Source organism: Photobacterium sp. GB-1 (assembly GCF_003026165.1).
In the GTDB taxonomy this organism is placed as follows: Bacteria; Pseudomonadota; Gammaproteobacteria; order Enterobacterales; family Vibrionaceae; genus Photobacterium.
In genome coordinates, this window is record NZ_PYOB01000037.1 from 1 (window position 1) to 26,603 (window position 26,603).

31 protein-coding genes are annotated in these 26,603 nt (G+C 39.6%); 8 read left to right on the forward strand and 23 right to left on the reverse strand.

Features of this window, described 5'->3' with window-relative positions; translation table 11 throughout:
- Window positions 1-233: 233 nt before the first annotated feature.
- Entirely contained in the window at window positions 234-1,682 is a 1,449-nt protein-coding gene (locus tag C9J45_RS20490) for a hypothetical protein (RefSeq protein WP_107292949.1), read from the forward strand.
- A 331-nt stretch (window positions 1,683-2,013) separates the two neighbouring features.
- Here the strand turns inward: C9J45_RS20490 and C9J45_RS20495 are convergent, their stop codons facing one another.
- Both C9J45_RS20495 and C9J45_RS20500 read right to left on the reverse strand, forming a co-directional pair.
- On the reverse strand, window positions 2,014-2,217 hold the full coding sequence (locus tag C9J45_RS20495; protein WP_107208610.1) for a hypothetical protein: 204 nt from the start codon (window positions 2,215-2,217) through the stop codon (window positions 2,014-2,016).
- Between the two features lie 148 nt (window positions 2,218-2,365).
- On the reverse strand, window positions 2,366-2,578 hold the full coding sequence (locus C9J45_RS20500) for a cold-shock protein (protein ID WP_005363823.1): 213 nt from the start codon (window positions 2,576-2,578) through the stop codon (window positions 2,366-2,368).
- A gap of 467 nt (window positions 2,579-3,045) precedes the next feature.
- Here C9J45_RS20500 and C9J45_RS20505 point away from each other — a divergent pair, with 467 nt between their 5' ends.
- The 3 genes from C9J45_RS20505 (at window position 3,046) to C9J45_RS20515 (ending at window position 4,037) form a co-directional block, all read left to right on the forward strand.
- On the forward strand, window positions 3,046-3,249 hold the full coding sequence (locus C9J45_RS20505; RefSeq protein ID WP_107208611.1) for a hypothetical protein: 204 nt from the start codon (window positions 3,046-3,048) through the stop codon (window positions 3,247-3,249).
- Window positions 3,250-3,370: 121 nt separating this feature from the next.
- Window positions 3,371-3,667 carry a hypothetical protein gene (locus tag C9J45_RS20510; protein WP_233217853.1) on the forward strand — a complete coding sequence of 99 codons (297 nt, stop codon included), beginning with the start codon at window positions 3,371-3,373 and terminating at the stop codon, window positions 3,665-3,667.
- A gap of 91 nt (window positions 3,668-3,758) precedes the next feature.
- On the forward strand, window positions 3,759-4,037 hold the full coding sequence (locus tag C9J45_RS20515) for a hypothetical protein (RefSeq protein WP_107208613.1): 279 nt from the start codon (window positions 3,759-3,761) through the stop codon (window positions 4,035-4,037).
- A gap of 147 nt (window positions 4,038-4,184) precedes the next feature.
- On the opposite strand, the gene C9J45_RS20520 is transcribed toward C9J45_RS20515, so the two are convergent.
- The 3 genes from C9J45_RS20520 to C9J45_RS20530 all read right to left on the reverse strand — a co-directional run bounded on the left by C9J45_RS20520 (window position 4,185) and on the right by C9J45_RS20530 (window position 8,218).
- Entirely contained in the window at window positions 4,185-4,613 is a 429-nt protein-coding gene (locus tag C9J45_RS20520; protein WP_158260235.1) for a hypothetical protein, read from the reverse strand.
- A 134-nt stretch (window positions 4,614-4,747) separates the two neighbouring features.
- Window positions 4,748-6,472 (reverse strand): class I SAM-dependent methyltransferase, encoded by a 1,725-nt coding sequence (locus C9J45_RS20525; RefSeq protein ID WP_107292951.1) that lies wholly within the window; start codon window positions 6,470-6,472, stop codon window positions 4,748-4,750.
- A 219-nt stretch (window positions 6,473-6,691) separates the two neighbouring features.
- Complete coding sequence (locus C9J45_RS20530) at window positions 6,692-8,218, reverse strand: methyl-accepting chemotaxis protein (protein ID WP_199188123.1); 1,527 nt, start codon at window positions 8,216-8,218, stop codon at window positions 6,692-6,694.
- A gap of 466 nt (window positions 8,219-8,684) precedes the next feature.
- On the opposite strand from C9J45_RS20530, the gene tpx reads away from it, so the two are divergent.
- Window positions 8,685-9,188: a thiol peroxidase gene (gene tpx, locus C9J45_RS20535; RefSeq protein WP_107208617.1), complete on the forward strand. Its 504-nt coding sequence runs from the start codon at window positions 8,685-8,687 to the stop codon at window positions 9,186-9,188.
- 217 nt (window positions 9,189-9,405) lie between these two features.
- On the opposite strand, the gene phnP is transcribed toward tpx, so the two are convergent.
- The 13 genes from phnP to phnC all read right to left on the reverse strand — a co-directional run bounded on the left by phnP (window position 9,406) and on the right by phnC (window position 19,986).
- The gene (gene phnP, locus C9J45_RS20540; RefSeq protein ID WP_107292952.1) at window positions 9,406-10,173 is read right to left on the reverse strand and encodes a phosphonate metabolism protein PhnP; all 768 of its coding nucleotides are present in this window, start codon (window positions 10,171-10,173) and stop codon (window positions 9,406-9,408) included.
- A gap of 23 nt (window positions 10,174-10,196) precedes the next feature.
- Window positions 10,197-10,751: a ribose 1,5-bisphosphokinase gene (gene phnN / locus C9J45_RS20545; RefSeq protein ID WP_107292958.1), complete on the reverse strand. Its 555-nt coding sequence runs from the start codon at window positions 10,749-10,751 to the stop codon at window positions 10,197-10,199.
- Window positions 10,752-10,764: 13 nt separating this feature from the next.
- Window positions 10,765-11,901 (reverse strand): alpha-D-ribose 1-methylphosphonate 5-triphosphate diphosphatase, encoded by a 1,137-nt coding sequence (phnM, locus tag C9J45_RS20550; RefSeq protein WP_107291176.1) that lies wholly within the window; start codon window positions 11,899-11,901, stop codon window positions 10,765-10,767.
- A 13-nt stretch (window positions 11,902-11,914) separates the two neighbouring features.
- Complete coding sequence (phnL, locus tag C9J45_RS20555; protein WP_199190697.1) at window positions 11,915-12,649, reverse strand: phosphonate C-P lyase system protein PhnL; 735 nt, start codon at window positions 12,647-12,649, stop codon at window positions 11,915-11,917.
- Between the two features lie 5 nt (window positions 12,650-12,654).
- Complete coding sequence (gene phnK / locus C9J45_RS20560) at window positions 12,655-13,479, reverse strand: phosphonate C-P lyase system protein PhnK (RefSeq protein WP_107247569.1); 825 nt, start codon at window positions 13,477-13,479, stop codon at window positions 12,655-12,657.
- Window positions 13,479-14,357: an alpha-D-ribose 1-methylphosphonate 5-phosphate C-P-lyase PhnJ gene (locus C9J45_RS20565; RefSeq protein ID WP_005363794.1), complete on the reverse strand. Its 879-nt coding sequence runs from the start codon at window positions 14,355-14,357 to the stop codon at window positions 13,479-13,481. Before C9J45_RS20565 ends, phnK begins: the two co-directional genes overlap by 1 nt.
- A complete protein-coding gene (locus C9J45_RS20570) occupies window positions 14,347-15,480 on the reverse strand; it encodes a carbon-phosphorus lyase complex subunit PhnI (RefSeq protein WP_107292953.1) in 1,134 nt (377 codons plus the stop codon). The genes C9J45_RS20565 and C9J45_RS20570 overlap by 11 nt, the downstream gene beginning before the upstream one ends.
- A complete protein-coding gene (gene phnH, locus C9J45_RS20575; RefSeq protein WP_107292954.1) occupies window positions 15,465-16,082 on the reverse strand; it encodes a phosphonate C-P lyase system protein PhnH in 618 nt (205 codons plus the stop codon). The genes C9J45_RS20570 and phnH overlap by 16 nt, the downstream gene beginning before the upstream one ends.
- A complete protein-coding gene (gene phnG, locus C9J45_RS20580; protein ID WP_107291180.1) occupies window positions 16,079-16,531 on the reverse strand; it encodes a phosphonate C-P lyase system protein PhnG in 453 nt (150 codons plus the stop codon). The genes phnH and phnG overlap by 4 nt, the downstream gene beginning before the upstream one ends.
- Window positions 16,532-17,227: a phosphonate metabolism transcriptional regulator PhnF gene (gene phnF / locus C9J45_RS20585; RefSeq protein ID WP_107287312.1), complete on the reverse strand. Its 696-nt coding sequence runs from the start codon at window positions 17,225-17,227 to the stop codon at window positions 16,532-16,534.
- Between the two features lie 52 nt (window positions 17,228-17,279).
- Window positions 17,280-18,068 carry a phosphonate ABC transporter, permease protein PhnE gene (gene phnE, locus C9J45_RS20590; RefSeq protein WP_199189217.1) on the reverse strand — a complete coding sequence of 263 codons (789 nt, stop codon included), beginning with the start codon at window positions 18,066-18,068 and terminating at the stop codon, window positions 17,280-17,282.
- A 69-nt stretch (window positions 18,069-18,137) separates the two neighbouring features.
- Window positions 18,138-19,133, reverse strand: coding sequence for a phosphonate ABC transporter substrate-binding protein (gene phnD / locus C9J45_RS20595; protein ID WP_107247564.1), 996 nt, complete (start codon window positions 19,131-19,133; stop codon window positions 18,138-18,140).
- Window positions 19,134-19,152: 19 nt separating this feature from the next.
- Window positions 19,153-19,986, reverse strand: coding sequence for a phosphonate ABC transporter ATP-binding protein (gene phnC, locus C9J45_RS20600; protein ID WP_107292955.1), 834 nt, complete (start codon window positions 19,984-19,986; stop codon window positions 19,153-19,155).
- A gap of 911 nt (window positions 19,987-20,897) precedes the next feature.
- Between phnC and C9J45_RS20605 the strand changes: the two genes are divergently transcribed.
- Window positions 20,898-21,212, forward strand: coding sequence for a helix-turn-helix transcriptional regulator (locus C9J45_RS20605; RefSeq protein ID WP_107208628.1), 315 nt, complete (start codon window positions 20,898-20,900; stop codon window positions 21,210-21,212).
- A gap of 119 nt (window positions 21,213-21,331) precedes the next feature.
- Here the strand turns inward: C9J45_RS20605 and C9J45_RS20610 are convergent, their stop codons facing one another.
- A complete protein-coding gene (locus C9J45_RS20610; RefSeq protein WP_233217788.1) occupies window positions 21,332-21,505 on the reverse strand; it encodes a hypothetical protein in 174 nt (57 codons plus the stop codon).
- A gap of 152 nt (window positions 21,506-21,657) precedes the next feature.
- Between C9J45_RS20610 and C9J45_RS20615 the strand changes: the two genes are divergently transcribed.
- Window positions 21,658-22,149 carry a hypothetical protein gene (locus C9J45_RS20615; RefSeq protein WP_107292956.1) on the forward strand — a complete coding sequence of 164 codons (492 nt, stop codon included), beginning with the start codon at window positions 21,658-21,660 and terminating at the stop codon, window positions 22,147-22,149.
- A 166-nt stretch (window positions 22,150-22,315) separates the two neighbouring features.
- On the forward strand, window positions 22,316-22,729 hold the full coding sequence (locus C9J45_RS20620; RefSeq protein WP_107292957.1) for a hypothetical protein: 414 nt from the start codon (window positions 22,316-22,318) through the stop codon (window positions 22,727-22,729).
- Between the two features lie 217 nt (window positions 22,730-22,946).
- Here C9J45_RS20620 and C9J45_RS20625 read toward each other — a convergent pair whose 3' ends face one another.
- From C9J45_RS20625 to C9J45_RS20640, 4 genes are all read right to left on the reverse strand, one after another.
- Complete coding sequence (locus C9J45_RS20625; RefSeq protein WP_199190698.1) at window positions 22,947-24,140, reverse strand: cell wall metabolism sensor histidine kinase WalK; 1,194 nt, start codon at window positions 24,138-24,140, stop codon at window positions 22,947-22,949.
- Window positions 24,137-24,820 carry a response regulator transcription factor gene (locus C9J45_RS20630; protein WP_107208631.1) on the reverse strand — a complete coding sequence of 228 codons (684 nt, stop codon included), beginning with the start codon at window positions 24,818-24,820 and terminating at the stop codon, window positions 24,137-24,139. Before C9J45_RS20630 ends, C9J45_RS20625 begins: the two co-directional genes overlap by 4 nt.
- Before the next feature lie 136 nt (window positions 24,821-24,956).
- Window positions 24,957-25,598, reverse strand: coding sequence for an AcfA family outer membrane beta-barrel protein (locus C9J45_RS20635; protein WP_107247560.1), 642 nt, complete (start codon window positions 25,596-25,598; stop codon window positions 24,957-24,959).
- A 74-nt stretch (window positions 25,599-25,672) separates the two neighbouring features.
- Complete coding sequence (locus C9J45_RS20640; protein ID WP_146144333.1) at window positions 25,673-26,080, reverse strand: NirD/YgiW/YdeI family stress tolerance protein; 408 nt, start codon at window positions 26,078-26,080, stop codon at window positions 25,673-25,675.
- Between the last annotated feature and the right edge of the window lie 523 nt (window positions 26,081-26,603).

Genomic DNA, 26,603 nt, shown 5'->3' on the forward strand with positions numbered 1-26,603 from the left:
TTATATAATAGACGCAATTTTCTATTAGAAAAAACAATGAAGATTAAATCCCCATATAAATATGAAATAATTATAATATTAATACACTTACATTAATGTCTTTATTTTATGACAATATACATTTCAATTTTTATATTAATAATTAATTTTAATAATTTTTGAAATTATATTTTAAAATCTACGGTCTCATTTTTTGGTGCATTTAATTTTTCTATCTTAAGGCTGGAGATATTATGCTTTTTAGTTTACGTGGTTCTTTCATTGCAATTCCAATACTCGCCCTATCTTCTTTATCTTATTCTCAATCATACGATTCTTTTAAAAACGAACCTGCCGGAACACAAATCACAGAAGTTGATTACTCAACAGATTTTATAGGTGATTCTTTTTCATATTCTAAGGGCTGGGCTGGTCAAGGTTTTGGTTTATCAGGCACTCAGAGAGGTGCTCCTGAATATATTGTTTCTCAAACAGTTCCGAACACTGAACAACATGCGTTAGTGTTTGCAAGTAAAAATCGGAATGAGGCATGGTATGCCTTACATCCTGGAGCGGCAGAAAGCAATATATATGCTGTTTCTGATGATGATGGACAAGATGATTTTTTCTTTTATGGTCAACCTTGGGTAAAGGAAGACAACCCTTACTTTTATGGACAACTCTATTTAGGCGAGGCTTCTCAAGTTACATCATTTAGACTAACAGTGAAGAGATTAAATAATAATCAACTAAAAGATCATTATCCGGGGCTTTGGATTTATCAGGATAGGCTTCATGTCCGAATACCTAAAAAAAATAACTTTGATGTGAGGTTTCTAAATAGCTATCAACCATTATCGGGATGGATAACTGCAGGAATACATATTTCTGACACGGGTGAAGTAACTTATTATTTGAAAAAAGGCATGTATGATGAATATACTTTGTTTACATTACCTGATTTTAGAATTACAGCATCTGATGCCGCAAAATTATTGGGCTTTGAACGTTACTCGCCACGAGTAGTTGAAAGAAATGATGCTGCTATTATGTTATCTCAAATCATCTCAAAAACTCATTTAAATGATTTCTCAGATGGAAAGTTCAATGCGATTAAAGAACTGAAACAGGGAATTAATTTTGAATTAGGATGCGGTAATTGTGAAAAGATTAATAATTTAACTGAGGCGACTACTTGGGTACAAGTTAATTCATTCAGCCCCGAACAATATGACATTTCATCCTATGAATCGGTCAATCTAGAAGTTTCTGTTGATGGTCGAGTTTATTCAAACGTACTTTATTACTTTGATAACGAAAACTGGCAACATAATTTGTGTAGCTCACTCGATGGAGAAAATGATCCACTCGATATTCTACGATGTGGGACACTGATTGATAACGGGGAGGTGGTTACCTTATTGGGTCAAGAATATAATTATTTATTCAGTGATAGACCCGGTGTTGTGGTATCAGTGAGCTTCAATCAACCTATTGAACCTGAAAACAATAGTGAATCTGTTACGCCAAATGATGAACAACCTGATACGACTGAAGATATCAGCGAATCGTCTGATACCGACAACAGTGAAACAACGACATCTCATCCAAATAATGAATCTTCATCAAACCCAGTTTCATCTTATTTTATGATGTTATTGACTTGGTTAATAAATCTCATTAATAGTATTTTTTCTCGATGATATATTCTAACAATGATGACTAGTGGTATTACACCCCATAATACCACTATTTTTTAATGGTATTATGGGTGTCGGCAAGCTCGATATAATGTCATTATTTTAACTGGCTAGTAACGCTAAACTACAGCGAAATATAAGCAATTTAAAATAATGGCTTATCCGAATTAGGCGTTGGGAATAGCGATATTGAATGTTAAATTTTAATTAGAAAAGACATATCAAAGGAATGAGCCATGAAAGCAATAGCACTATATTACTTACATCTTAAATTCTTCTTCTAATCACACCTAAGTGATGTGCTTTTTCTAACTCTTTTTTAGTTGTTTTTTGTCTATTTATCATTATTAACCCAAGCATTATTTTCTTTAGTCGCTAATAATTTTCCGACAATATCTCTCAATTCAATTTTTACCGTGAAAAAAGGAGCATATGAAGAAGATGATACTTTCGCACCTCTTAAACATTTCATAAAAACAGTTTCAGATTTAATTATTTTATCTAAATCATTAATGTACATAATATTATATACTGACATTTATATTTCCTATTTATTTTAAGTTATTACTATGATTATTATCTAAACTTTATCGAGAAATAATAGAAACAAATATAATAATGATAAAAGCAATATTTTTAAGTGTTCGATAATGGGGCAGCAATAAAATGCTACCCTTTAGAAAGTCTTATAAAGCAACGACATTTGAAGCTTGAAGACCTTTTTGACCTTGTTCGACATCAAAAGAAACCTTTTGGCCATCCATCAATGTCTTAAAACCTTCAGAAACGATAGCTTGAAAATGTACAAATACATCTGCACCGCCATTGTCTTGGGTAATAAAACCAAAGCCTTTATCTTCGTTAAACCATTTTACTAAACCAGTATTTTTATTAGACATAATGTGTCCCTTAAATAAATTCATAAAATATCGCAAATGCGAAGTACTAAGAGTCTGAATTATCGATGTGACGAAGAAGCTAAGGGAAACACAGAGGATGGCAACAATAACGAAGATATTCTGAGGGTTTTACTTTTACTTGATGTTTCATTAATAACTCTGAACAACAGAGCCATTACAGTAGAGCACTAAATCGATAGGCTGTATATGTTTATTTTATCAAAATAAGAAAATGAAAACCAAGCAATTGATTTAAAACACATTTTATTGTTGGATTTATTTTTATATCTATTATTTGAATAACCTGTACAATAGCCGATGCAAAACAACGATTAATTAAATATTCCATTAAAAGCTTCTCTGTTTCTCTTCCATTTAATTCATCACATCTATTCTGCAATATCTTTTCTTCATTACTGAGTTAGATGATTGTCTTTGCACTACACCTCTAATATAGCGAGATCATGATGCGTAAATCTGGAAAGAAACCTGGAAAAAAAATAAGAAAGAATGCTTTTGAAGATCGATTTGCTCTTATCGTTGAAGACTACCACAAAGCCAAAGAAGTACTGGATTCCTTAATAGTAGGAACAGCTGAACATAACAAACAACAGACGATATGTAATAACCTTTTTGCAAGCGCAGAGCGCTGTATAAAATCAGGATCATAATAAAAATTAACTATCCTTAATTGTTACTATCTTTCAAAGCCGTAAGCTTCCTATCCACTCTCTATACAGCGTTTCAACATTCGACTGACTTTTACTTTTGAGTACCGACACCATGAAACTAATGACTTTTCGATCTGAATGTATTTGCGGTACTGCGACTATGCCAGCCTTTTTGTCAAAGCTTGGTGTCAAAATTCACAAAGTAGAAATAGCTAATGAACCTTCAAAAAAGGCTAAACAGCGCATGGGTGAAACAGGTATTTACACGATAGAAGTACAAGATAACCACACGTTAGAAAGCTTACGAGAGCTAATGACGAAAGAGATTGAGCAGGAAGGTATGTTTTTAAATCTACACAAATGCTACCAAACATTAAATCTTGGTATGTCGCCAGATGAAAGACATTTCAACAGCTAGTGCGAAATTTATCTCTTAAACATTACCTTACTCAATCAGCCAATCTCTACGTTTATTCATATCCCAAATAACGTAAAATTTAAGGACACTTATGATCACTATTAACCTTCGCCTACCGCATGGCAGCACTGAAGACTATACCCAACAATTTATCGCTTACACGAAATCGGGTGCTTTTCTTCAAGATCTTGATGGTGCGAACAAAGTCACTATTCCAGCCTACAGCATACTGTCTGTTATCCTAAAAGACGGTACTTTCAGTACATCAATGAAAAAAGATTTAAAATTAACAGAGCCAACAAAATTTGGCGATTACAAAGACTCGATGAAATTAATGGAAACAGCCGAGAAAAGCAGTAAAGAACAATAATAAACATTAGTGATGGGGTAAATATTTTCCATCACTTGTCTTTTAATCATTTATTATTGAACTAGTTTTAATTATATAAATATGTGTAATTCCTCTTACACATATAACGACTAAAATATTCAAACTCTGAAATCAAATAAAAAATCGTCATACTTTCTTATAGTATTTCTTCCATGGCTTTTCTCCTATTTCAGTAGGAAGCCTATTTGTTTGAACCACTCTGCCATCAAGAATCAGCAGTAATCGCCAAGCAGGATAAGGAATTGACGACTCTCCATCTATCCAGCGGTTAATTGTTCGCATAGGGTTCGATTTCCCCTTTATACCCAGCATTTTTGTCACGATGCCTTTACTATGAACATACGCTAAATGTTCAAATACCTCGCGTATTTCACTCGGTGTCGGTTCTCGATATTCAGGATCATCAATAGAACGGTAAGAATCAGGTTGATTGATGCTTTCTGCAATAAAATGAACATAAGAACAATGTCGACGACTTAATTCTTGTTCATACTCGTGGCGCTCATTAATTTCAGCCTGAACTTCTGCCGATAAACTAAATAAATCTGTATTCACTCTCAAGGTATCTTCCTAAAGTAGCTGTAGAGCAATTATTTTAAATGACGTTTTTCTAGGTAAGTTAGATAAAATTCCCATTAAGCTCATTGATCATTTAGCTAACTCAAAATTAATACTTATATCCATAAGTTTTACCACTCGCCGACCAGCAAACGACTTTTAACACCATTAACTTGTAAACCCATCGATTCAAAAACATCATCAAAGTTACGACATGCTAACGGTAAATGAGGCAGTGATAATACCGCTTCATCAAAAAAACGTTTTTGCTCTTGCTCTGTTTGCCATGCTACTTGCCACCAATTAACGATACGCTCTCTCGAATCAATTAAACGGCGTCTTGTCGGCACTCGTGCCCTTTTTTGGTTATTCTCATTTTTGCTGGCAGGCAATAAATTCCACTTATCATTATTCGGCCAATAAGCAAACGGTAAGCAATGATCTACCTGATAATCAGGCTGTAAGCGTTTACCACTCCATACACTTTCCAGTTCTACACCGGTTTGCTGTAAAGCAATGATCTTCTGGCGTACACCTCGGGTGTCATGACTTTCATCAATCCACTTTAGACAGTCGTAATAAGTTTGTAGCGGAATATCTCGCGCTTCATTTAACTTATAACGACGCATTTCTGCTATCCATTGATTCACGACTAATGGCTCTATCCAGCTACTGTATAATCGCAGACATTCCCACAAACTTTCGTCTAGCACGAAATAGCCAAATTCAGCTAACGCTTCTAGCTCAAGTACAAAGCAATCTGCTGTACGTACTTTTTCACGCTCCATTTGAAATAACGTATTATTTTTATCCCCCTGATAAATAAACGTAACAGGGCCATCTTGAATTGTTTTCAAACTATCTCGGATCGCTGTTTGGAGTGCTTTAGCTTCATCACCCGTAAACATCGCCCCAATAGATAAATCATCTGCACTAAGGTGTGTCAGTTTTTTCCAGCCTTGCTCTTTTACAAAGCCTAAGCCTTTTTTACTGTCGCTACTTTGTTGGATACCAAAGCCATCAATATCAATATCGATTAAGCGTTTAAATTGTCTTATCCAATAAAGTGCCACTAAGCCCAATGGCAATCGAACTTTATTATCTTCACGGCTGAGAACTGCACCGGGGTGTACGTCAGCGATATGTAAAAGAGTACGAAGTAACGCAAGCTTGTACGTGGCAGACTTAGCATCATTAACAATGATTTGCCTAACCTTGATCAGATCACCCGTACCATCATCAGGCAACTGCATCACCACGGTTTGCCATTGCACACTGCTACGACCTAATTCATCGGCATCATGTTCAGAAATGAAGTTAACTTGTAAGGCATGTTTATTGGCTAATTGTTCCAGTTCTTCAACACTGACATCATAGGCTTTGCGAGAATCAGAAAAATCACCATAACGCAGCGAGATCACTAGCTTTCCACTCGGTGCCAATAGGTTAGATAATTTGCGAAATGCTCGCTCACGCGCACAAGAAGAAAGGTGCATCCAGACCGCAGATAACAAAATACAATCAAAGCGCATACCAAGCTCTACAATACTGTGTAGCTCGGGTAGCTGATCATCAAGCCAAGTGATTTTATCATCATACTGCCGAGTATATTTTTCACCTTGTTCTCGTAATGCTTGTGCTGGCTCTATTGCATAGACATCACAATGATGCTCCGCAAACCATAGCGCATCACGTCCAGCCCCTGCACCAATATCAAGCACTTTTAAGGCATCTTTCGATGAACTGACAGGCCAATGCGCTTGCCAATTTTTATGTACTTGCTCAAAGGTTAACGACTGATATTGCTCACTCAGGCTTTGTGCATTTTGGTGATAAAAATCAATGGTTTTAGACATGATGATAGCTCTGAAAACAAGGTGAATTTATCATACTGTAAGTTATTGATATTCACGATTGAAATTTCAGTAATATTCTAATTTTGCTAAGGTTTTAATAATGTTTAAGCATTATTCTAAAAGCAAGTTTTATTAGATATCTAGCTTACAAAAAAGAAATGCCATTCGCTTTTCACAAATGGCATTAGCTCTAACGTCGCCTTTTTCCAAGCATCATTATTATATTTTGAATGTCCCTACATGCTTATCCAGCGTTTGCGATAAGTCAGCAAGTTGTTGGCTGGATGCCTCTAATTGTTCACTGGCGTTCAAACCAAGTTTAACTAAGTGACTCACCGTATCCATATTCAAGTTAATCTCATTTGCCACTGTTGATTGCTGCTCAGTGGCTGTCGCCACTTGGGTATTCATATCTAAAATAGTGGTGACTTGCTGTGAAATAGATTCAAGTGCTTGTCGCGCATGTTCTGTTTCGGTTGCCCCTTCGTTAATCAGTGCCTTACTGTTACTCATTGAGCCTACCGCGCTCTGGGCTTCTGTTTGTAACTGGTGGATCATGGCATCAATTTCATCTGTTGATTGGGCTGTTTTCGTTGCAAGATTACGTACTTCATCAGCAACAACAGCAAACCCGCGCCCAGCATCACCCGCTCTTGCTGCTTCAATCGCGGCATTCAATGCCAGTAAATTAGTTTGCTCTGAGATCCCACGTATTACTTCAAGAATCGTACCTATAGATTGCGTATTATCCGCCAAGCTAACAATGATATTTGAAGTACTGTTCATCTCATTTTCAAGGTTAGAGATGGCCGTTGTTGTTCGTTGTAGCGTTTTATACCCTTCTTGGGTTTCATTGGTTGCCATGCTTGCGGCATCTGCGGCACTCGCGGCGTTAGACGCAATTTCATTAACCGTGGCAATCATTTCATTCATTGATGTCACAACTAGCATGGTTTGTTCATTTTGCTCTTGTCCTCTCGCGAGTGCTTGCTGTGACTGCTCACGTAGTGCGATGGCAGAACCATTTAATTCCACGCCAGAATTCACCACTTGGGAAATAATGCCATGTACTTTTTCCACAAATACATTAAACGCTGACGAGATCTGGGCAACTTCGTCATTACCTTTTATTGGTAAGCGCACCGTTAAATCACCATCACCTTGCGAGATATCATGCAATGCATCTTTAAGTACCGATAGTGGGCGCATTAATTTATTAAGCAGTAGAGATAGCACTATTAAACAAAGTACGAAGATCACAATCATCGAACCTAGCTGGTAAGTGATAATGCCATTGGTTGCTTGGCTTACTTCGGTAATGGGAATGCCAATATCAAATGTGCCGTAAAGCTGACCATTCACATAGATTGGCGCCATAATGTCGAACACCCATACCTTTTGTACATCGGCATACCATTTGGAATATTGTTGGACGCCTTTTGTCGCGCCGTCTACGGTATACGCATCATCATATTTTTTGTTTAGCTTTTGCTTATCGCTATGTGCAACAGCTGTAACATTATTATCGATAACAATGGCATAGCTAACATCAGAACGTTGTTTCAAATCATCGACTAATGCTTGAAGATCTTTTTTAGGGGTATCGGAATTTTCTAGAATATATCCTGCATTTTTGGCTAAGAATTCCGCCTGTATTTGAGATTTATCGAGGATGATATTGTCTATCTTTTGGCTAGATATAAAGTAGGTCGATGCCATACTCGCCATAACGGCAATGCCAAACATGGCACAAACGGCTAATAGGATTATTTTTTTCATTCTTATTGTCTCAACGCAAGTTGTGGATCTCTATCAACAAATGTTGTCAATCTCATCATTGATAGCTCGAACTGAATATGTCATCTCGCAACACAAGATATAACCATTCAGTTACGTTATCTGTAAAAGTCGCAACAACTTTAACAAATACGCTCAAACTTATGCTGTTATCACAATTTCAACAAAGCGCGACATCTGATGCACTTACAAAAAAGTAATTAAGTCAGCATCGCGTTTTTACTTTTGAATTGTGGCGATTAAATAATCAGTTTTATCCTCGATGTAAATGCAACTTAAAAGACAATAAAATCACTTAGTGGTATGACCTTGGTTAAATATGCTACTGACCACTATTAATTTATTCTTTTGTGTATATAGTGTGTGAATAAAAAGTTGCACACCATTTGCGTGCTATATAAAAGGAAAGTAAAAAATGACTCAAGTAACATTCCAAGGCTCACCTGTTCAACTTGCAGGTACATTCCCTGTTGTAGGTACTCAAGCACCAGCATTTACCCTTTGCGGCGCTGATCTTTCTGACATCACGCTTGATTCAGTAAAAGGTAAAAAAGTTGTTTTAAATATCTTCCCAAGCATCGATACACCGGTTTGTGCACTTGGTGTAAAAGCATTTAATCAAAAAGCCGCAAACACTGAAAATACAGTTGTGCTATGTATCTCTGCTGACTTGCCTTTCGCTACTGGTCGTTTCTGTGCAGCAGAAGGTATTGAGAACGTTCAAACGGCTTCTCTATTCCGTAGCCCTGAATTTGCAGAAGCATACGGCGTTAAACTCGCTGAAGGCGCACTTCGTGATTTAGCTACTCGTGCTGTTGTTGTACTAAACGAGGAAGGTCTTGTGATCCATGCTGAACTTGTAGCAGAGATTACTGATGAGCCTAACTACGACGCAGCAATCGCAGCGCTACAAAAATAAGATAAAGATAAAAATTGAAGTGGCTCTTAAGGGGCCGCTTATCTCTTTTTCGCAAATTCTGTATGCATAACATTCACGGTCAAAAGAGTCGCCCCTTCTTTCTCTACCATCTTATATATTGTTCGAACTCTCACCGCATTGAGCAATAATCTAACTCGATAATCCTGATACAAAACATTAATAAGAAAAGCTATGCTCTATTTTATTAATCAATCAGTTACATCAAATCCACTTTGTACCCATCACCACCAATAACTAACGAGCTAGGGACTTGGTTATCTTGCAGCCAACAATCTAATTCATGTCCTATATGGGTAATGATAAATTGCTTTGGTCGTAGGCGTTCATAAACATCAAAGGCTGTATCAATATCGCTATGATTACCTCGTGCTAATGTCGGTGGAAAAGAGCAATCTAGCACTAATGCATCAAGTTTATTTACTGACAATAAGTACTGCTCAGTCTCCAGAGGTAAACCATCGGTATCTGTTAAGTAAGCGACTGTCTTTCCATCACACTCAAACAGATACCCAAACGTAGGTTTGGAGTGTTGCATCGACAGTGGTGTAATTTTCAACCCTTCGACATTAAAAGGTACTCCATGCTGAAGATACGGACGAAAATGTAAACAGCCGGAATGCTTCAGTAGATCAGCACAGCCTAAAGGATCATCAGGGCACCAGACAGGAATTAAGGCGCCATTTCCCCAACGCAGATGAAACAAACCTTGAACATGATCTACATGAAAATGAGTGAGCAAAAAGCCAATATATGAACCAACAGAAAAACGCTTATGAAGATCCATGATGCCTGCATCAATAAGCAAACGCTTTTTATTCTGCGCATTTCCCCACTCTATCATCGCCGAACAGGGTTTTCTTTCGAGGTGATGATCATGGGTTGCAGCCTCACATGCAGAACAATGACAACCATATAGGGGAACACCACCAGCGGCACCTGTGCCGAGTAATGTCAGTGATAACATAATTACCCCACTACGTTTTTTGATTAAGACTCGTATACAGCATATTTCATTTGAGCAAGAAACTGCTCAGTACTGCTTTGAAGAGAGCCACTATTATCAACCACAATTGCACATGGTGGTCTTACAGCGTCATAAGCCACTGCGCGCTCCAACCGTTGTGTTATCTCTTCTTCACTTTCTCGCCCTCGAAACTGTAACCGTTGCTCTAGGGCTTCAGGGCTAACTGAGATCCACACCACTTGAAGTTGTTCACCAAAGCGTGCCTTGGCGGTTTCTAAATAAGCTCTGGAGCCATTAACCATGACATCCAATCCCTTATTGAGCCAATCATCCACTTCATTGCCAACGCCATATCGACAACCATTCGCCTGCCAGTGCATGACAAATAGCCCACGATTTATACGTAAATCAAATTCGGTATCCGATAACGCTATATGATTTTCGTTCCCCATAAATGCAGGTCGAGTAATATATCGATGTGCGATCATCAATCGTTCACTTAAACTTTCTCGAACCGCATTGATAAGAGAATCTTTACCCGCGCCAGATGCACCTAATATATAGAACAACCTAGCCAACACTGTTTCTCCTCTAGAAAACCCGATTGCCTTGGCGCCATACTTGTTCAATCACGGCTTGATTGGCTTTACGACCAACAAGCATTACGTCAGCTCTCAACCCTTCTTTTATAGTCCCTCTATCCGTCAAGTTGAGTGCCGCCGCTGGATTAGCCGTTGCTAAGCGCGTCGCTGATGCTAAATCAAGCGCGTTACGTTCATCGCTTGCTAACTTAAAAACAGCATCAAGCAAACTGCTAGGAAAGTAATCAGACGACAGCGCATCCAATACACCCAGCGTTGCTAATTCATGTGCCGCAATATTTCCTGAGTGCGAGCCGCCACGTACAACGTTTGGTGCTCCCATCATCACTTTTAATCCAAGCTCATGTGAACGTTGAGCGGCTTCAATCGTCGTCGGAAACTCAGCTAATACCATTCCTAGTGAATGTGATTCTTCGACATGTAACGACGTTGCATCATCATGACTCGCTAAAGGTATGTGTTTTTCACGACACAATTTGGCTATCGCTTTTCGATTAGTACCTGACCACTGTAGAGACTGAGCTCGCTGATATTGCTCAAACTCTGCCATTTGTTGATCACTTAGGTTGTATTTACCTTGGTAGTATTCATTATATTTGTTGATATTGACAAACTGACGTTGGCCGGGAGAATGATCCATCAACGACACCATGTGGATCTGTTCTAAGTCGAGATATTTTTCTGCCAATTCCACTGTCGCTGAATGCGGTAACTCACATCGTATATGCACAAAATGCTCGGCCCTATTTAACCCCAACTTTCCACTTTCGATAATGGTATCAATCATTTTGTCGAGGTTTTCCTGTCGGTGTCCTCCATCACGCACATCACCAACCGCAATCGCATCTAAAACAGTCGTAATACCAGAGCCAATTAACTGAGCATCATGCGCTGCCATTGCTGACAATGCAGGCCAATTGACTTTCGGTCTTGGGGTAAAGTATTTTTCTAAATTATCGGTATGAAGCTCAATCAGGCCCGGCATTAAAAAACTTTGATTTGCATTAATTGCTTCTGGTCGCTGGCTGCTTGAATCCGACATTGCTCGAATCAAACCATCCTTGATTTCAATCGAACCATTAATAACTTCATTTTCCAATACCAGTTGTACATTGGTAATAATCATCATGACTTCCTTTTTAATGATCAATTTCACTCAATTGTGCCGTGGACATATCGTAAATCTTATCTGCTACGCGTTTACGAACTGACTCATCATGGAAAATACCAACAATCGCGGCACCACGATGCTTAGCCTCTGAAATTAACTCGACAACAACTTGGCAGTTTTTCTCGTCCAATGACGCGGTAGGTTCATCAAGTAAGAGAATAGGCGATTCGACAATAAACCCTCTTGCGATATTAACGCGTTGCTGCTCTCCGCCAGAAAACGTCGCTGGAGCAAGGTGCCAAAGTGCTTCCGGTACATTTAACCGACGAAGAAGGACCTGTGCTTTTTCACGCGCCTCATCTTTATCGACACCTAAATCAATCAAAGGCTGGCTGACCACATCTAATGCACTGATACGAGGAATAACCCGTAAAAATTGACTCACCCAACCTACGGTATGCTTTCTTACCTCAAGAATCGATTTAGGTGTCGTATTGGCGAGATCTACCCAGTCATTATTATTTCGATTTTTGCGAACAAGAATGTGCCCAGCATCGACTAAATAATTGGCGTAGAGTGCTTTAAGAAGTGTACTTTTACCTGAGCCTGAATGCCCAAGTAACACCACGCATTCACCGCTTTCCACCTGAAAACGGCTGTTATCAAGAACAGGTATTCGCGCGCTACTTTGATTATGCAATACGAACGTTTTGCTGATATTTTCAACCCGAAGCATTACTTTGTTATTGTGAGTATTCATCATGCTTCTTATCCTTGTAATACCGATGAAACGAGTAATTGCGTGTAAGGATGCTGTGGATCATCTAATACTTGATCAGTTAACCCCGTTTCAACAATGCGGCTTTCTTTCATCACGATTAATCGATGAGCAAGCAAACGAGCAACGGCAAGATCATGCGTTACAATGACGACAGACAACCCTAAATCAACAACTAGATTTCTAATTAAATCAAGGAGTCGGGCTTGTACCGATACATCTAGTCCACCGGTTGGTTCATCCATAAATACCAACTTTGGATGCGTCACTAAATTTCGTGCTATTTGTAACCGTTGTTGCATACCGCCAGAGAACGTAATAGGCATATCATCAATTCGGTCTAAGGGGATTTCAACTTGCCCAAGCCAATCAATCGCTTGTGCTCTAATATCCCCGTAATGTCTGTTACCAACAGCCATTAAACGTTCGCCAATATTGCCACCAGCAGACACTCTAGAACGAAGACCGTCCATTGGATGCTGATGTACCACGCCCCACTCTGTGCGCAACAAACGACGACGTTCACTTTCAGACAAACCAAACAGGCTAACACTATGATTAGTGTCAATTTGATACTGAACATCGCCACTATCAGGTACTTCACGGCCTGATAGAACGCGGAGTAAGGTACTTTTCCCCGAGCCTGATTCCCCAACGATCCCCAATACTTCACCTGGCCAAAGTTCAAAATCGATCTCTTGGCAGCCTTTCTCAGCTTGATACAATTTCGTCAGCTGCGTCACTTTAAGCAGAGGTTGTAATTCATCACAGGTTTGATTCACAACCGTCTCATTCCGACTCTTTTCAACATCCATTAAAGACACAATGTCGTCTCCTTACTCTTTTGCAGCGCTTGTTGTTCACGGCAATAATCCGTATCTGAACAGACAAACATTCTCCCTCCTTGATCGTCGGTTACGACTTCGTCTAAGAAGCTATCTGTCGAGCCACAAATACTGCAGGGTTCATCCCATTGCTGAATTTCAAAAGGGTAGTCATCAAAATCGAGACTTTTCACATCGGTATAAGGTGGAATGGCATAAATCCGTTTTTCTCGGCCAGCCCCAAACAGTTGTAGAGCAGGCATTTGATGCATTTTAGGATTATCGAACTTGGGGATCGGAGAAGGATCAGTAATATATCGACCATTCACTTCAACAGGGTAAGCGTAAGACGTTGAAATATGGCCATATCGTGCAATGTCTTCATACAGTTTTACATGCATCACACCATATTCTTCCAATTCATGCATTTTCCGTGTTTCTGTTTCACGTGGCTCGATAAAACGTAATGGCTCAGGAATAGGAACTTGATAAATCAATATCTGCCCTTCATTCAACGGTTTCTCAGGAATGCGATGACGTGTTTGAATCAAGCTCGCATCACTGGTTTTTTCGGTCGTTTTAACCGCTGCCACTTTTTTAAAAAACTGACGAATAGAAACGGCATTGGTCGTATCGTCAGCGCCCTGATCAATCACTTTAAGCACATCTTGCTGTCCGATTATCGCCGCTGTAATTTGAATACCTCCCGTCCCCCATCCATAAGGCATCGGCATTTCTCGGCCACCAAACGGAACTTGATAACCCGGTATCGCAATCGCTTTTAGCAGTGCTCGACGTATCATCCTTTTCGTCTGCTCATCTAAGTAGCCATAGTTGTAGCCACCGGTTTGGTTTGAATCAAACATCATGAAGGCCCTCTTTGATGATTTCACTCTGTTGCTCGTCATACTCTTTTTGTAGTTTTCGAATCAATTCAAGCTCAGATTGAAAATCAACATAGTGAGGAAGTTTCAAATGGCTAACAAAACCGGAGGCTTCAACATTATCGCCATGTGACAGAACAAATTCTTCGTCCTGAGCGGGGCCTTGTGGCTCTTCATCGTACTCTTTATGTTGTAGTGAACGATCAACCAATGCCATCGACATCGCTTTGCGTTCTGAAAAGCCAAAGCTAATTCCATACCCTCGGGTAAATTTGGCTTTTTCAGTCTTACTCCCTGTAAATGCGTTTATCATTTGACACTCTGTCAATTCGATATCGCCAATTTCGACAGCAAAGCCTAATTCTTCAGGAATAATTTCTAATGTCACTTGGCCTGAACGGATCTCACCTGCGAAAGGATGATTGCGTCCATAACCGCGTTGTGTCGAATACCCCAGCGCAAGTAAGAACCCTTCATCGCATCGTGATAATTGTTGTAATCTTGCGCTTCGATTAGCAGGATAAGCAGGTGGAGTTACGGTTATATCTTCCGGTAATTCCCCGTTATCTGACTCTTGTACTGCCAGCTCTAGTTTCTCTAAAATCTGCAGAACTTGGGGGCTTAACGCTGGTGTTTCAGTGTTATTCAGCGGCTGTTCTTTATCATCACTTTCGCTACAGATATGCGCCTGTTCACCACCTTCTGCCAGTAGCGTGAAATCAAGTAAACGGTGGGTATAATCGTAAGTAGGCCCCAGTATCTGCCCCCCAGGGAGATCTTTATATGCCGCTGAAATTCGACGCTCAATACGCATACTTTCAGTTTGTAACGGCTCAGTAACAGCAAATCTTGGCAGTGTTGTGCGATAAGCTCGAAGTAAAAATATCGCCTCAATTAAATCACCTCCGGCCTGTTTAATGGCAAGGGCTGCCAACTCTTTATCGTAAACACTGCCTTCTGTCATCACTCTGTCTGTTGCGCCAGCTAACTGTTCAGATATCTGAGCGACCTCAAGAGGTTGTTGAGAGGTTGGACCGCGACGTTTTTTCTCTTGAAGCCGATGTGCGGCGGCAATGGCTTTTTCCCCACCTTTTACAGCAACGTACATAGCGTATCCTCTTTATTATTTAATCGAATTTGCGTTGTTCTAGGTAGCGCCATAACTTGGCGACCACTTGTTAAATAAAGATCCACGCCATGCGGAAATACCCCTCGCCCATTCAATACCGCTGCAAGTAATTCGTTTGATAATCCATTGATATAGGCCGTGTTTTGTCCTTGAATACCGGGGCCTGTCAGCGACAGCTCAATACCAGATTGTAACGAGTCCACTTCTATAATGAGGGAGGCACTTCTGTCTGGATAATTCTCTTCGCCTTTAGAAAAACCGTTTAACGTTGTTATTTCGTTACCTGCTAACAACCCGAAATCAGCGTGCTCTCTTATTTGTGTTAAAGAAGCGGCGCAATGAAAACGGACATTCTCAATGAAAGACGGATCATTTAAATAGTGCGAAGACATAAATACTTGCGTCGAGTTATCCACCAGAGTAAGCATTAACTGTGTTGCGGCTTTGCTAACACCACCAAAGCGAACATCACTTGGTAATTCAACCACGAGACCAGGTTTAGCCATTGCGTCCATTAATAAACGAAAAGTCTGCTGAGCGTCATGAACTGGACAATCAAATCCTTTTACTAGCTGGCTCATTCATCTTCTCCTCTCACCATGGTGAAAAAGTCCACCTTGCTGGCGGAAACCTGTTGAGCCCGAGACTGTTCTTGCTTCACAATGTCGGCATTTAACGGGTTAATGAGACGATGATGCAGATCGCTTTGCATCGATGTTTGCATTAGGGCATCAATCACAGCCGCTATCTCAGAGTGAGATTTATCACGACCTGTGATGTAGCTATACCCTAGCTCTCCACTATCAAGTTGGATCACTGTTCGCGTCATCGTAACGTCACCGATATTAAACTGGCTCCCTGTTGAACCCATTCTTGCGCGAACTTGGGCTAGACCAATCTCAGGTTCTCGAACAAAGTGATAACTCGGATCTAAACCAAGTTGTTGCCAACCGTTAGCTAAGGCACGATGATCGCATCGAGCTAACACAGCCATCCACTTTTGTCGTTGCGTTCTTTGTTCCGTTTCCATTTAGTGCTCCAAAACAATTTCAACCAAATCCGATCGTGTATGTGAAGATGAAAACTCCACGATCCGATCAGTGCCCTTTAAGGCATTGGTGGTTTTAAATGCCATAACTGGCGTTTTGCTAGGAAGTTGTAGTAGACGACAATCCGTTTTGGTGGGCATAACGGCCCTCAACCGCGTCGAACGTCTCGTCAGTTGAACGTCTAGTTTGTCTCTCAAATAGTGATGAAGCGATCCCACTTCAAAATGTTTTACAGCAGGCCACCAGTTCACATCAGAGAGGTAATGGTCAATCACACTGGCTGGTACACCATCAATTTTTCTTAATGTGGTGAGTTTAATAATCGATGACTCAGGTAAGACACCAAAGAGAGCTGCCACCTTGTCGTTTGCACGAGTTAAACCTCGTTCGATCACTCGACTCGTTGGTAAACTGCCCTGCTCCAACAAATTATCAGTAAAATGCGCCCCGGCATGTAATGGGTACTCGAATGGTTGGCTAACCACCATATTGCCTCGTCCTTGTTGGCGTTCGATCATCCCATTAAACACCAGCTCATCTATCGCACGACGCACGGTATGACGATTTACATTAAACCGTTTAGCAAGTACTGATTCTGATGGTAAATAGTCACCGGCTTGAAAATAGCGGCGAACATCCTCTTCTAAGTGTTTCGCAATATTCAAATACACTCTCATCATCAATCTCTCAGCATCACGGGTGACTTATCTAGACAAGTTATGAAAAATATTAAATAAACATTTTTCGGATATGTTGTGAGGCAAAATCAATCAAACTCACAGTGACAATGACGATCAACATAATGCAAGCGGTCTGTTGGAACTGAAAACCTCTTATCGCTTCCCATAACAGAACCCCTATACCACCAGCACCCACCATGCCTACCACAGTGGCCGAACGAACGTTCGACTCAAGCCGATATAACGTAAAAGAAATCCAAAGCGGTAATACTTGAGGAAGAACGCCATATAAAATCTCTTCAATTTTATTGGCTCCTGTCGCACGAACGCCTTCTACTGGGCCAATATCAATCGCTTCGACCGCTTCAGAAAACAGTTTTGCAAGTACCCCTGTGGTATGTACAAATAACGCAAGTACGCCGGCAAAAGGTCCTAACCCAACAGCAACAACAAATAGCATTGCAAATACCATTTCATTGATTGCTCGAGCAGAATCCATCAAGCGACGCATTGGCTGATATATCCACCAAGGGGCTATATTTTCTGAGCACATCAATCCAAATGGGATAGAAATAACGACGGCTAATATCGTCCCCCACAATGCAATTTGTATCGTTATCAAGGTCTCTTCGAGGTAAAGTTTCCAGTAAGTAAAATCTGGCGGGAAAAAATCCGCCCCTAGCTCAATCATGTTTCCAGAATCTTTTATTAATTGAACTGGATTCATTTCTGCACCTTGCCAAGACCAAGCAAGAACAAACGCAACCAATAACATGATTGCAAAGCGCTTCCATTGAGAAGTGGGACCCATTGGGATATTTTGAGTTGAACTGCTCATTGCATCTATCCATTAAAAACTGTGTGGCAGCAAAGGGCTGGAAAACTCGCGCCTCCAGCCCATGCGACGCTATTCCATTGCTTCAAGAGCACTCATTTGGCGGTTTAGAACAGCAAGCTTACTCTTCGCTGATTCTAATTTTGACGCTTGCTCTTTGGTTAAACTTGTTTGTTTATTCAAGCTATTTAACTGTTTAAAGAGCGCTAGCTGGCGAATGGGTAGCAGCTGTAAGTCACTCGATGGTTTAAAAGGAGCCCAACCAAGTTCTTTTAGAACGGCTAGCTCTTTCTCATCACCAGAAGTACCGTAATCCATGAAAAAACTGTAAATTTCATTTTTTGCTGAATCAGGGAGATTTTTACGCCACACAATAGGATCGGATGGAATCAGTGGTGACTGCCAAATCACTTTGATATTGGCAAACTTTTCTGGATTGGTAAGCTCGAAACGGCGCATGCTTTCGGTATTATTCGTCGCTACATCCACTTGCTGATTTGCAACAGCAAAGAGATTCACTTCATGACTAGAATTCAACGTGCGCTTAAACTCTGACGGTTGAATGTTATTTTTTGCAAAGACATAGTATGACGGTACAAGAAAACCTGATGTTGAATTGGGATCGCCATTACCAAACGCGAGCTCCGAACGCTGAGAAATCATGTCTTCAACACTGTTAATTGGGCTGTCTTTATGGGTGATCAATAAACTCCAATAACCAGGATTACCTTCGGAGTCTACCGTTTGCGCGAAAACCTCGCCCCCAGCTCGGTCAACCGCTTCCATCGCTGATTTGTTACCAAACCAAGCGACATCAACTTTATCGAAACGCATACCTTGAATAATGCCTGCATAATCTGGCGCAAAATACGCTTTCACTTCCATGCCCAGCTTATCACTCATATCTTTTAGGAACGGGTCCCACACTGTTTTGAGATTTTGCTGTGATTCAGTCGAAATAATACCGAAATTAAGCGATTCCAATTGCTCTTCAGCAGAAACGGGGATCGCTGTTGCAGCTGTAAGTAGTCCAAGACTACAAACCATCGTCTTTAGTGCTCGTAACATCTTCAATATCCTTTGTGTGTTAACGTAGTAAAGGGGTGGAATGGGTTTCTATTGACGCGAGTGGTAGAGGTTCACTCTCATCAATATTGGCTTTGGGTTGATAGCTATAGAGCTGTTCAAGCTCTTGTTGGCTGATGCTTGCGCTTTCACCTTGATAAAAGACTTTGCCTTCTTTTAACGCGATGACATGTTTACAATATTTAAGGGCATGCTCGACTTGGTGCAAAGTAACAACCACAGGAATCCCTTCCCGCTGGTTAATGTCTGTCAGTAATTCCATCACAATACGAGAAGACTCTGGATCTAATGAAGCAATGGGTTCATCAGCGAAAATGATCTTCGCTTTTTGCATCAAGGCACGAGCGATGGCTACACGTTGTTGCTGCCCACCAGAAAGAGTCGAAACACGTTGATAGGCAAAATCACTCATCCCAACTCGCTCTAAAGCCGCCAACGCTTGCTGTTTTTGATCTAAACTAAATCGCCCACTTAAAGTACGCCACAACGGTGTATGGCTCATGGCACCAATTAATACGTTAGTTAGGACAGTGAGGCGATTAACAAGGTTGAATTGTTGAAAAATGTACCCCGCTTGGGCGCGTCTTTGTCGAATATCAACCGTTGCACGACCATGCGCTTGGACCACTTCACCTAAAACACGGATCTCACTGTTTTGATCTTTATCGCCATAGACTAAGCCACTTAAATGGCGCATTAATGTTGATTTACCCGATCCCGAAGGGCCTAAGAGCGCCGTCATTTCTTTATGATGAATACTGAAATCGATCCCATCTAAAGCTTTTTTATTTCCAAACGTTTTTGTCAACGCTTTGACTTCAATAATGTTATCCATGCTATTGAGTCCTAGTTAAATAATGCTCATAGCGTGGCAATTTTTTGTGTCGCTTTTATAAAAAAAACATGTCAGAAATGTGGCAAAAAATCGTATCTAAAAAAGGTATAGCAGGTAAGATTCAAGCAAAATAAAGGAGCAGAGAGATTATCTAGACGAGAGCACTAACTTGTCTAGATAACGCCTTAATGAAAAGTTAATAAATGAATCAATAGCGCGGCTATATATAATAGAAAATAAAATAGCCTTTAGATTTCATCGTATTTAACCCACAAACAAAATATACTTTTTAGGTATTATCTTGAATTTAAGTTCTATATAATCATAAGGTTGATCATATTTCTATTATAATAAGCAATATCTAAAGTAAGGCGTCTGAATTGAAAAAAGTAATAACGCTAACCACATTAATATTGGTGTTAATGGGTTGCAGTAGCCATAGTGAAAAAGACTCAGTAAGCGATAATGAGCATTGTGTTCTCGTGAGTAACCCTGCACTAATGAGCAATGATAATGGAAATTGTACTAAATTCGACTTTAGAGCATTTTTTGAAGAAAGAAATAAAGATAAAGGATAAAAGATAAAAGCGTTAAATTGCAGAAAATCAGAAACGTTAATCCAAAGTCACTGCGTTTTTCTTAAATCATTTTCCGAAAGCCTTGAGTAAGCAACAATCTACTCAAGGTATGAACAGGCTACTCTCTACCTCAAAAACGAGTCAAAATCAAATCGCGATAGATGATTACAAAGAAAAATCATAATCAGTCGATTAAACATGAAACTTTTACATTCTGATTAGTGCCCCCCCTTCCAAACTCACTTTGAATGACACAAAAATCACTTTCACCTATTTTTCAACTTATCGTTTATCTATACAATCTTGGCGTTTTAAATTTAGAAGAATAAAAGAATGAATGAGCTCCTAATCTTTCACCACCGGCTAAAACAAGCCCGTGAAGAGCATGGCATGACCCAAGTCGATGCTGCAAAACACCTTAAGATAGCAAGACAAACCTACTTAGACTTAGAGAATGGTCGAACACAACCACGCTTAGATACACTTTTAGAATTATCAAAGATGTTTAATAAAAGCATTATGTTCTTTGCTGGTGATCGTCCTTCTTTAGATGAATTTGACACCTTGGAGTTACTGGCGGAGCTGCAACAACGCTATGTGACGCTTTCCACTGACAGGACTGAAGAGGCGACGGCTCAACCGGAATAAAAAAGTCTGGAAGATAGCAACCTTTTGGGAGGGTATTGCTAATGACATCCATGCTTTAAAGATTTCTACGATTTCCTCGAAGCTCACTTTGTATGGGGTGGCCAAACAACACGCATCGTTTACGCCATGAACGCTAGCTTGTCTTCAGTTACACCCAAATCTGCTAGGCGTTGTTTCCTCCCTACCTTTTCAGATAGCACATCAATGACTTCAAGGGCTACATTCACTGCTTGCTCTTGTGTCATTGCTGCCGTGTCGATACCCATCGCTTTGGCTATATCAACAAAAAACATAGATTGGTTCAAAAATCTAAGATTAGGTGTCTCAAGCTCGATACAGAAATTAATTTTAAACAGTTATTTTTTAATCATCTAAATAGTATTCCTTTTGCACATGCTTTTACGTGTATCGTTCATTTTGCAATCGATATAAAGGACACTAGTTAATGAAAAAACTTCTTTTAGCTGTACTCCCTTTTGTACTCTTTTCAACACCATCATTCGCCTATACAAAATATACGGTTTTAAACAGTACTTCAGGTACTGTTGACTACCTTATCTTTAAACAAATGAGCGGACTTTTTTGTGGTGAGCACTATATTGATAATCTAACACCCTGGTCATTAACGCCTGATTCTGATGGCAGGGGAGCTTGCCTGCTTAAGAGTATCCAAGGAATACTTCACATTGATGGCGAAGATATACCATTGGAATATCATTCATCAGGTACGTCATATGGCCAATTCGTTATTGTATCGAAGCGTGTTGATAATAAGGTAACAGCAAAAATAGTATCCGCCGATATTTTGGGTAACTATAACAATAGTGATGATACCCCTCAATATGATGGTAATCCTCAATATGATGATACCCCTCAATATGATGATAATCCTCAATATGATGATACCCCGAAATATGATGATACTCCCTCGGTGTAAGGGTAATCCTCAATAACTAAATAACGACAAATGGAAAATAAAAAGCCGCTCTTTGGCGGCTTTATATATGTACTTATAAGCGACCAGATCACTTGAGAGATATACTTTTTTACAAATACATAGCGCGTGTCACTTATTCTATAATCGATGTTAAGGATACTACGTGATGAAAAAACTTCTTTTAGCAATACTCCCTTTTTTACTATTTTCAGCTCCATCCTTCGCCTATCCAAAATATACGGTTTTAAACAGTACACTAGGCACTATTAATAAACTTACTTTTTATCAAATAATTTCAGAATGTAGTCCTAATTATATTTATAATATAGGTCCCCAATCGTTAAAGCAGGAACAGCCCCCTTATGACAGGAGTAATTGCCTGCTAACGGACATCAAAGGAACACTTCATATAGACGGTATGGATATCCCTCTAGAGTACCATTCATTCGGTACCACATATGGTCAATTCGCTATTATAGCAAAGCAGATTAACAATAAGTGGAGCGCTAAAATAGTGTCTGCTGATATTAGGGGAGACTATCAAGAGCCTAACATACCTAAAGATGCAGAGCATCAATAACTGAATAATGGCAAATACAAATTTAATCAGGTTTAAAATTATTTATATGATACATAAAATACGGCTATTTATACTTAGTGATAAAATAATTAAAAAGAATGTGAAAAATTACATCTTTATTTCTGATTTTTAATCATCTTTATACCTAGCCTAAATGTTTGATACAAAAAAGACCGATATTTATCGGCCTTTTTGAATATCATACAGTGAATGGAAATTACTCTTCTTTAGGGTAATGAATATCAACACCGAGCCCAGGATGACAGTCATAAAGTTTTACGTCACCTTTATGTAATTCAGCTACCGCTTTAACTAAAGATAACCCTATGCCTAAACCACCATCATTTCGTGCTTTATTGATCCGGTATAATCGTTCAAACACTCGCTCTTTTTCGCATTCAGGAATACCAGGGCCATTATCTTTCATCGCGATCATCACGGATTCATTTTCTTGTCGGCAAATCAGAGAAAGCTCACTTCCTTTAGGGCAATAACGCAATGCGTTTTCCACCAAATTAGCCAGTTGCTGGATCAACAATTCACGATCACCCTGAATAACAAGCGGAGACTTTGGCGTATGAACGTTTAAGACCATCCCTGCATCATCTGCTACATCGACATAGATATCCGCAATAATATTGACTACATCAACAATATCTACAGTTTCAAATCGTTGACGACGTTGACCTGACTCAATTTGTGAAATCCGCAATAGCGCATCAAAAATATCAGCCAAACGAGTAGATTCTTTGACAGCTAATGCTAACTGCTCAGATAAATGATGGCTATCAACTGTATTTTGTTGAACCAGCATTTCATCGAGAGTCAGTAAATGATACTGCAAACGTGTGATAGGTGTTTTCAATTCATGAGCAATATTGGCAGAAATATCGCTCATTGCCGCCACAACACTTTGTAAGTGAGAGAGCATTTCATCCACCGAATAACTGATACGATCCAGATCATTATCTTGCCGAGAAACGGTGGTTCTTGCCGATAAATTGCCTTCTGATGCTATTTTTAACACATGTTCAATACGGTCAATTTTTTCTTGGTTACGTTTACTCATGTAAGTGACGATTACGCCACTCAGTAGCACAACGAGTATCCCAGATAAGGTAAAGCCTGTGACTAAAACATCGATAACATCATCTTCATCAATAGGTTCTTTGTCTATTTCAGTTGTCATTCCATACATAAAGGCTTCAATGTTTTGCTCAATCTCGTCATTTAATTCATCTAAATGATAATCAACATACGAAATCGTGATACTTGATATCAGTAGCAAGCTCACTATAGAGACGGTAACAAACATTACTCCTTGTTGAATCGCAGAATGACGTAACCAAGGATGCGAAGCGCAAAATGTCTTTATGCGTTCGACCATTAACGGCAGTATTGCGCTTCTCATTTTTTGCACTCTAATTTGTAACCCGCCCCACGTACGGTATGGATCAACTGATCGCCAAACGGTTTTTCTAATTTATTACGCAAGCGACTGATATGTGTTTCTACTACACTGGTCTGAGGCTCAAAATACAATCCCCATACATGCTCAAGTAACATAGTTCGTGTGATCACACGGCCTGGATGACGAAGAAAAAGCTCCAAAATACGAAACTCTTTCTGCTGTAACTGTAAGTTTTGCCCTTGGCGACATGCGGTATGATCAAATAAATTCAGTGAAACATCAGCATAGTGCAATTCGTTAGTGGCTTTTTCTAGCAACTGATGTGAACGACGAGATAACGCAGACAAGCGTGCCAATAACTCTGAAAAAGCAAATGGCTTAGTTAAATAATCATCGCCTCCTGCCTCTAATCCATCAACGCGATCATCTATCCCCCCCAGCGAGGTTAAAAATAATACGGGCATGGTTATTTTTGATGCTCGTAATGCCTTAACAAGCGCGAGTCCATCTAAGCCTGGCAACATTCGATCTACAATCGCGATATCAAATTGTTCCGTGAGACATATCGATAATGCATGTCTCCCATCATCAACACATAAAATATTATGTCCGGCTTCTTGGAGGCCTTTCTCAACATAACGGCTTAAACTGATATCGTCTTCAACAAGCAAGATACGCATAATAATCGCTCGGTAATATAATCAGACTCACTAAACGTGCTGTCCAATAAAAATAAATGAACTAGATCAATACAGAAAAGCAGTGAGCGCTTTAACAACATCGCTCACTGCAATTATTTTAGAGGTAGGCTTATACTCAGAAAAAGTACGACGTATTTACCGTAATATTGCCACCATTCGCGATGCTATCTACATAGTATTCCATTGCCGCACCAATGTGAATATTTCGGTAAAGGTTATAATCAACGCCAACACTTGCAACAATACCTAACGCACTGTCTTTTTTATTCTCACCACCAGAGCGAGGTAGATTTATCTCAATGTCATCATTTAATACGTGCTCATATTCATCATGAGATGATGAGGTGTATTTATAATGGCTATACGTTAAACCAAGACCGCCTTTAAGCTGTATGTTTTCAGATAATGAGTAAAACATCACAGGCTTTAGGCTAATTTGTTTAACCGATAAATCCGACTCCCACTCGCGCTCTAAAATAAATCCAGGTTTATCAGACAGAAGTAACTGACTGCTATCCCCGTCTAAATCAAACTGTTTATAGCTAAGTTCAAGACCATAATTGTTTTCTGTTTTATAGCCAATAAAACCACCGAACACAGAGCTAGAATCACTAGCTACAACCGTTTTATTATCAGCGAGAAAGTGTGTTTGGTAATCGTGTTTTACTGATGCTGCACCATATTCCAAACCCATATAAGGCGAAGCCACTGCACTACCACTTAGGAGGGCTAACGAAAGCAATACTGACTTTTTCATTTTATCTATCTGTAACTAATGAGGAGATTATACTATTTCAACAATTGTGAAATTATCGTGATATCTAGAGCGTATTAACTCGCAATTCGAATATAATCTACATCAATAGCAGTATGATTAAATTCTTTATCAATTTCGCCAGAGATCGTTATTTTCGTTTCCGGTGTAACTTGGATGCCGAACCACTTGTCATGATCAATCTCAATCGTGACAGAGCCAGTACCATCAGTAAATGTGTAATGCTCACCACCTAAAGAGCGGGTAATATTTCCTGTCAGTGCCACCGGTGTATCATCACTGAACATGCCAGCATCAAGCACAGCCTTCACTGTGTTTAAGCCGTAACTTGGTCCAGTAAATCCTTGTTGTTGAGTTTGTACTGCCATTGACGGTGTAAAACCTTGAGTTGGCATTTCAGCTAAAGCTGATGTTGATAACAATGCTGCTGGTAGAAGGAATAAAGAAATACGTTTAATAGACATGTTGAAAACCTTATGTTTGTTTTGATGCTGAAAGAATACATAAGGTTCTATACACCAACCTGTCATGAACTTTACATTTTTGTAAGGTTCGCAACAGCACCGTACACAAGGTAAAGAATGTTTTGACTAATCAGGAGTTGTTGCTTATCAAGCGGATAATGTTTTAAAAAGACTTAAGGAATGGATAACGACGATTCGATTAGAGGAGAAACTGTCTTGTCATTATAAAGAAAGTGGCTCATTCATCGTCATGCCAGCACTCTCTTAACTGTGCAGGTCAAGTAGCGAGTATCGAATTTGGGGATGAGGTACACATCTGTGGAAGTAGAATGTTGAATTTAAACCAATACATTAACACTTATATAGTAAGAGACTTTAGCGTCAATAGTTAATGTTTGTAGTGGTACATTAAATTTGGCCACCTACTCAGAGGTGATATCATCACCTCTTAACATGGATAGGTGACATCATGACAAAACGAACAAGACGATTATTTAGTGCTGAATTTAAATTAGAGGCAGCA

What these genes read in the sequence shown, in the direction of transcription:
- tpx (WP_107208617.1), top strand. Translation starts at nt 8,685, where the DNA reads ATGACTCAAGTAACATTCCAAGGCTCACCTGTTCAACTTGCAGGTACA.
- phnD (WP_107247564.1), bottom strand. Translation starts at nt 19,133, where the DNA reads ATGTTACGAGCACTAAAGACGATGGTTTGTAGTCTTGGACTACTTACA.
- C9J45_RS20570 (WP_107292953.1), bottom strand. Translation starts at nt 15,480, where the DNA reads ATGTACGTTGCTGTAAAAGGTGGGGAAAAAGCCATTGCCGCCGCACAT.
- phnL (WP_199190697.1), bottom strand. Translation starts at nt 12,649, where the DNA reads ATGATGAATACTCACAATAACAAAGTAATGCTTCGGGTTGAAAATATC.
- C9J45_RS20505 (WP_107208611.1), top strand. Translation starts at nt 3,046, where the DNA reads ATGCGTAAATCTGGAAAGAAACCTGGAAAAAAAATAAGAAAGAATGCT.
- C9J45_RS20515 (WP_107208613.1), top strand. Translation starts at nt 3,759, where the DNA reads ATGATCACTATTAACCTTCGCCTACCGCATGGCAGCACTGAAGACTAT.
- C9J45_RS20625 (WP_199190698.1), bottom strand. Translation starts at nt 24,140, where the DNA reads ATGAGAAGCGCAATACTGCCGTTAATGGTCGAACGCATAAAGACATTT.
- phnF (WP_107287312.1), bottom strand. Translation starts at nt 17,227, where the DNA reads ATGAGAGTGTATTTGAATATTGCGAAACACTTAGAAGAGGATGTTCGC.
- C9J45_RS20610 (WP_233217788.1), bottom strand. Translation starts at nt 21,505, where the DNA reads ATGTTTTTTGTTGATATAGCCAAAGCGATGGGTATCGACACGGCAGCA.
- phnM (WP_107291176.1), bottom strand. Translation starts at nt 11,901, where the DNA reads ATGATTATTACCAATGTACAACTGGTATTGGAAAATGAAGTTATTAAT.
- C9J45_RS20640 (WP_146144333.1), bottom strand. Translation starts at nt 26,080, where the DNA reads ATGTCTATTAAACGTATTTCTTTATTCCTTCTACCAGCAGCATTGTTA.
- C9J45_RS20500 (WP_005363823.1), bottom strand. Translation starts at nt 2,578, where the DNA reads ATGTCTAATAAAAATACTGGTTTAGTAAAATGGTTTAACGAAGATAAA.
- C9J45_RS20510 (WP_233217853.1), top strand. Translation starts at nt 3,371, where the DNA reads ATGACTTTTCGATCTGAATGTATTTGCGGTACTGCGACTATGCCAGCC.
- C9J45_RS20620 (WP_107292957.1), top strand. Translation starts at nt 22,316, where the DNA reads ATGAAAAAACTTCTTTTAGCAATACTCCCTTTTTTACTATTTTCAGCT.
- phnE (WP_199189217.1), bottom strand. Translation starts at nt 18,068, where the DNA reads ATGAGCAGTTCAACTCAAAATATCCCAATGGGTCCCACTTCTCAATGG.
- C9J45_RS20530 (WP_199188123.1), bottom strand. Translation starts at nt 8,218, where the DNA reads ATGTTTGGCATTGCCGTTATGGCGAGTATGGCATCGACCTACTTTATA.
- phnH (WP_107292954.1), bottom strand. Translation starts at nt 16,082, where the DNA reads ATGAGCCAGCTAGTAAAAGGATTTGATTGTCCAGTTCATGACGCTCAG.
- C9J45_RS20635 (WP_107247560.1), bottom strand. Translation starts at nt 25,598, where the DNA reads ATGAAAAAGTCAGTATTGCTTTCGTTAGCCCTCCTAAGTGGTAGTGCA.
- C9J45_RS20525 (WP_107292951.1), bottom strand. Translation starts at nt 6,472, where the DNA reads ATGTCTAAAACCATTGATTTTTATCACCAAAATGCACAAAGCCTGAGT.
- phnK (WP_107247569.1), bottom strand. Translation starts at nt 13,479, where the DNA reads ATGGATGTTGAAAAGAGTCGGAATGAGACGGTTGTGAATCAAACCTGT.
- C9J45_RS20495 (WP_107208610.1), bottom strand. Translation starts at nt 2,217, where the DNA reads ATGTCAGTATATAATATTATGTACATTAATGATTTAGATAAAATAATT.
- C9J45_RS20565 (WP_005363794.1), bottom strand. Translation starts at nt 14,357, where the DNA reads ATGATGTTTGATTCAAACCAAACCGGTGGCTACAACTATGGCTACTTA.
- C9J45_RS20630 (WP_107208631.1), bottom strand. Translation starts at nt 24,820, where the DNA reads ATGCGTATCTTGCTTGTTGAAGACGATATCAGTTTAAGCCGTTATGTT.
- C9J45_RS20615 (WP_107292956.1), top strand. Translation starts at nt 21,658, where the DNA reads ATGAAAAAACTTCTTTTAGCTGTACTCCCTTTTGTACTCTTTTCAACA.
- phnC (WP_107292955.1), bottom strand. Translation starts at nt 19,986, where the DNA reads ATGGATAACATTATTGAAGTCAAAGCGTTGACAAAAACGTTTGGAAAT.
- phnP (WP_107292952.1), bottom strand. Translation starts at nt 10,173, where the DNA reads ATGTTATCACTGACATTACTCGGCACAGGTGCCGCTGGTGGTGTTCCC.
- phnG (WP_107291180.1), bottom strand. Translation starts at nt 16,531, where the DNA reads ATGGAAACGGAACAAAGAACGCAACGACAAAAGTGGATGGCTGTGTTA.
- C9J45_RS20490 (WP_107292949.1), top strand. Translation starts at nt 234, where the DNA reads ATGCTTTTTAGTTTACGTGGTTCTTTCATTGCAATTCCAATACTCGCC.
- C9J45_RS20605 (WP_107208628.1), top strand. Translation starts at nt 20,898, where the DNA reads ATGAATGAGCTCCTAATCTTTCACCACCGGCTAAAACAAGCCCGTGAA.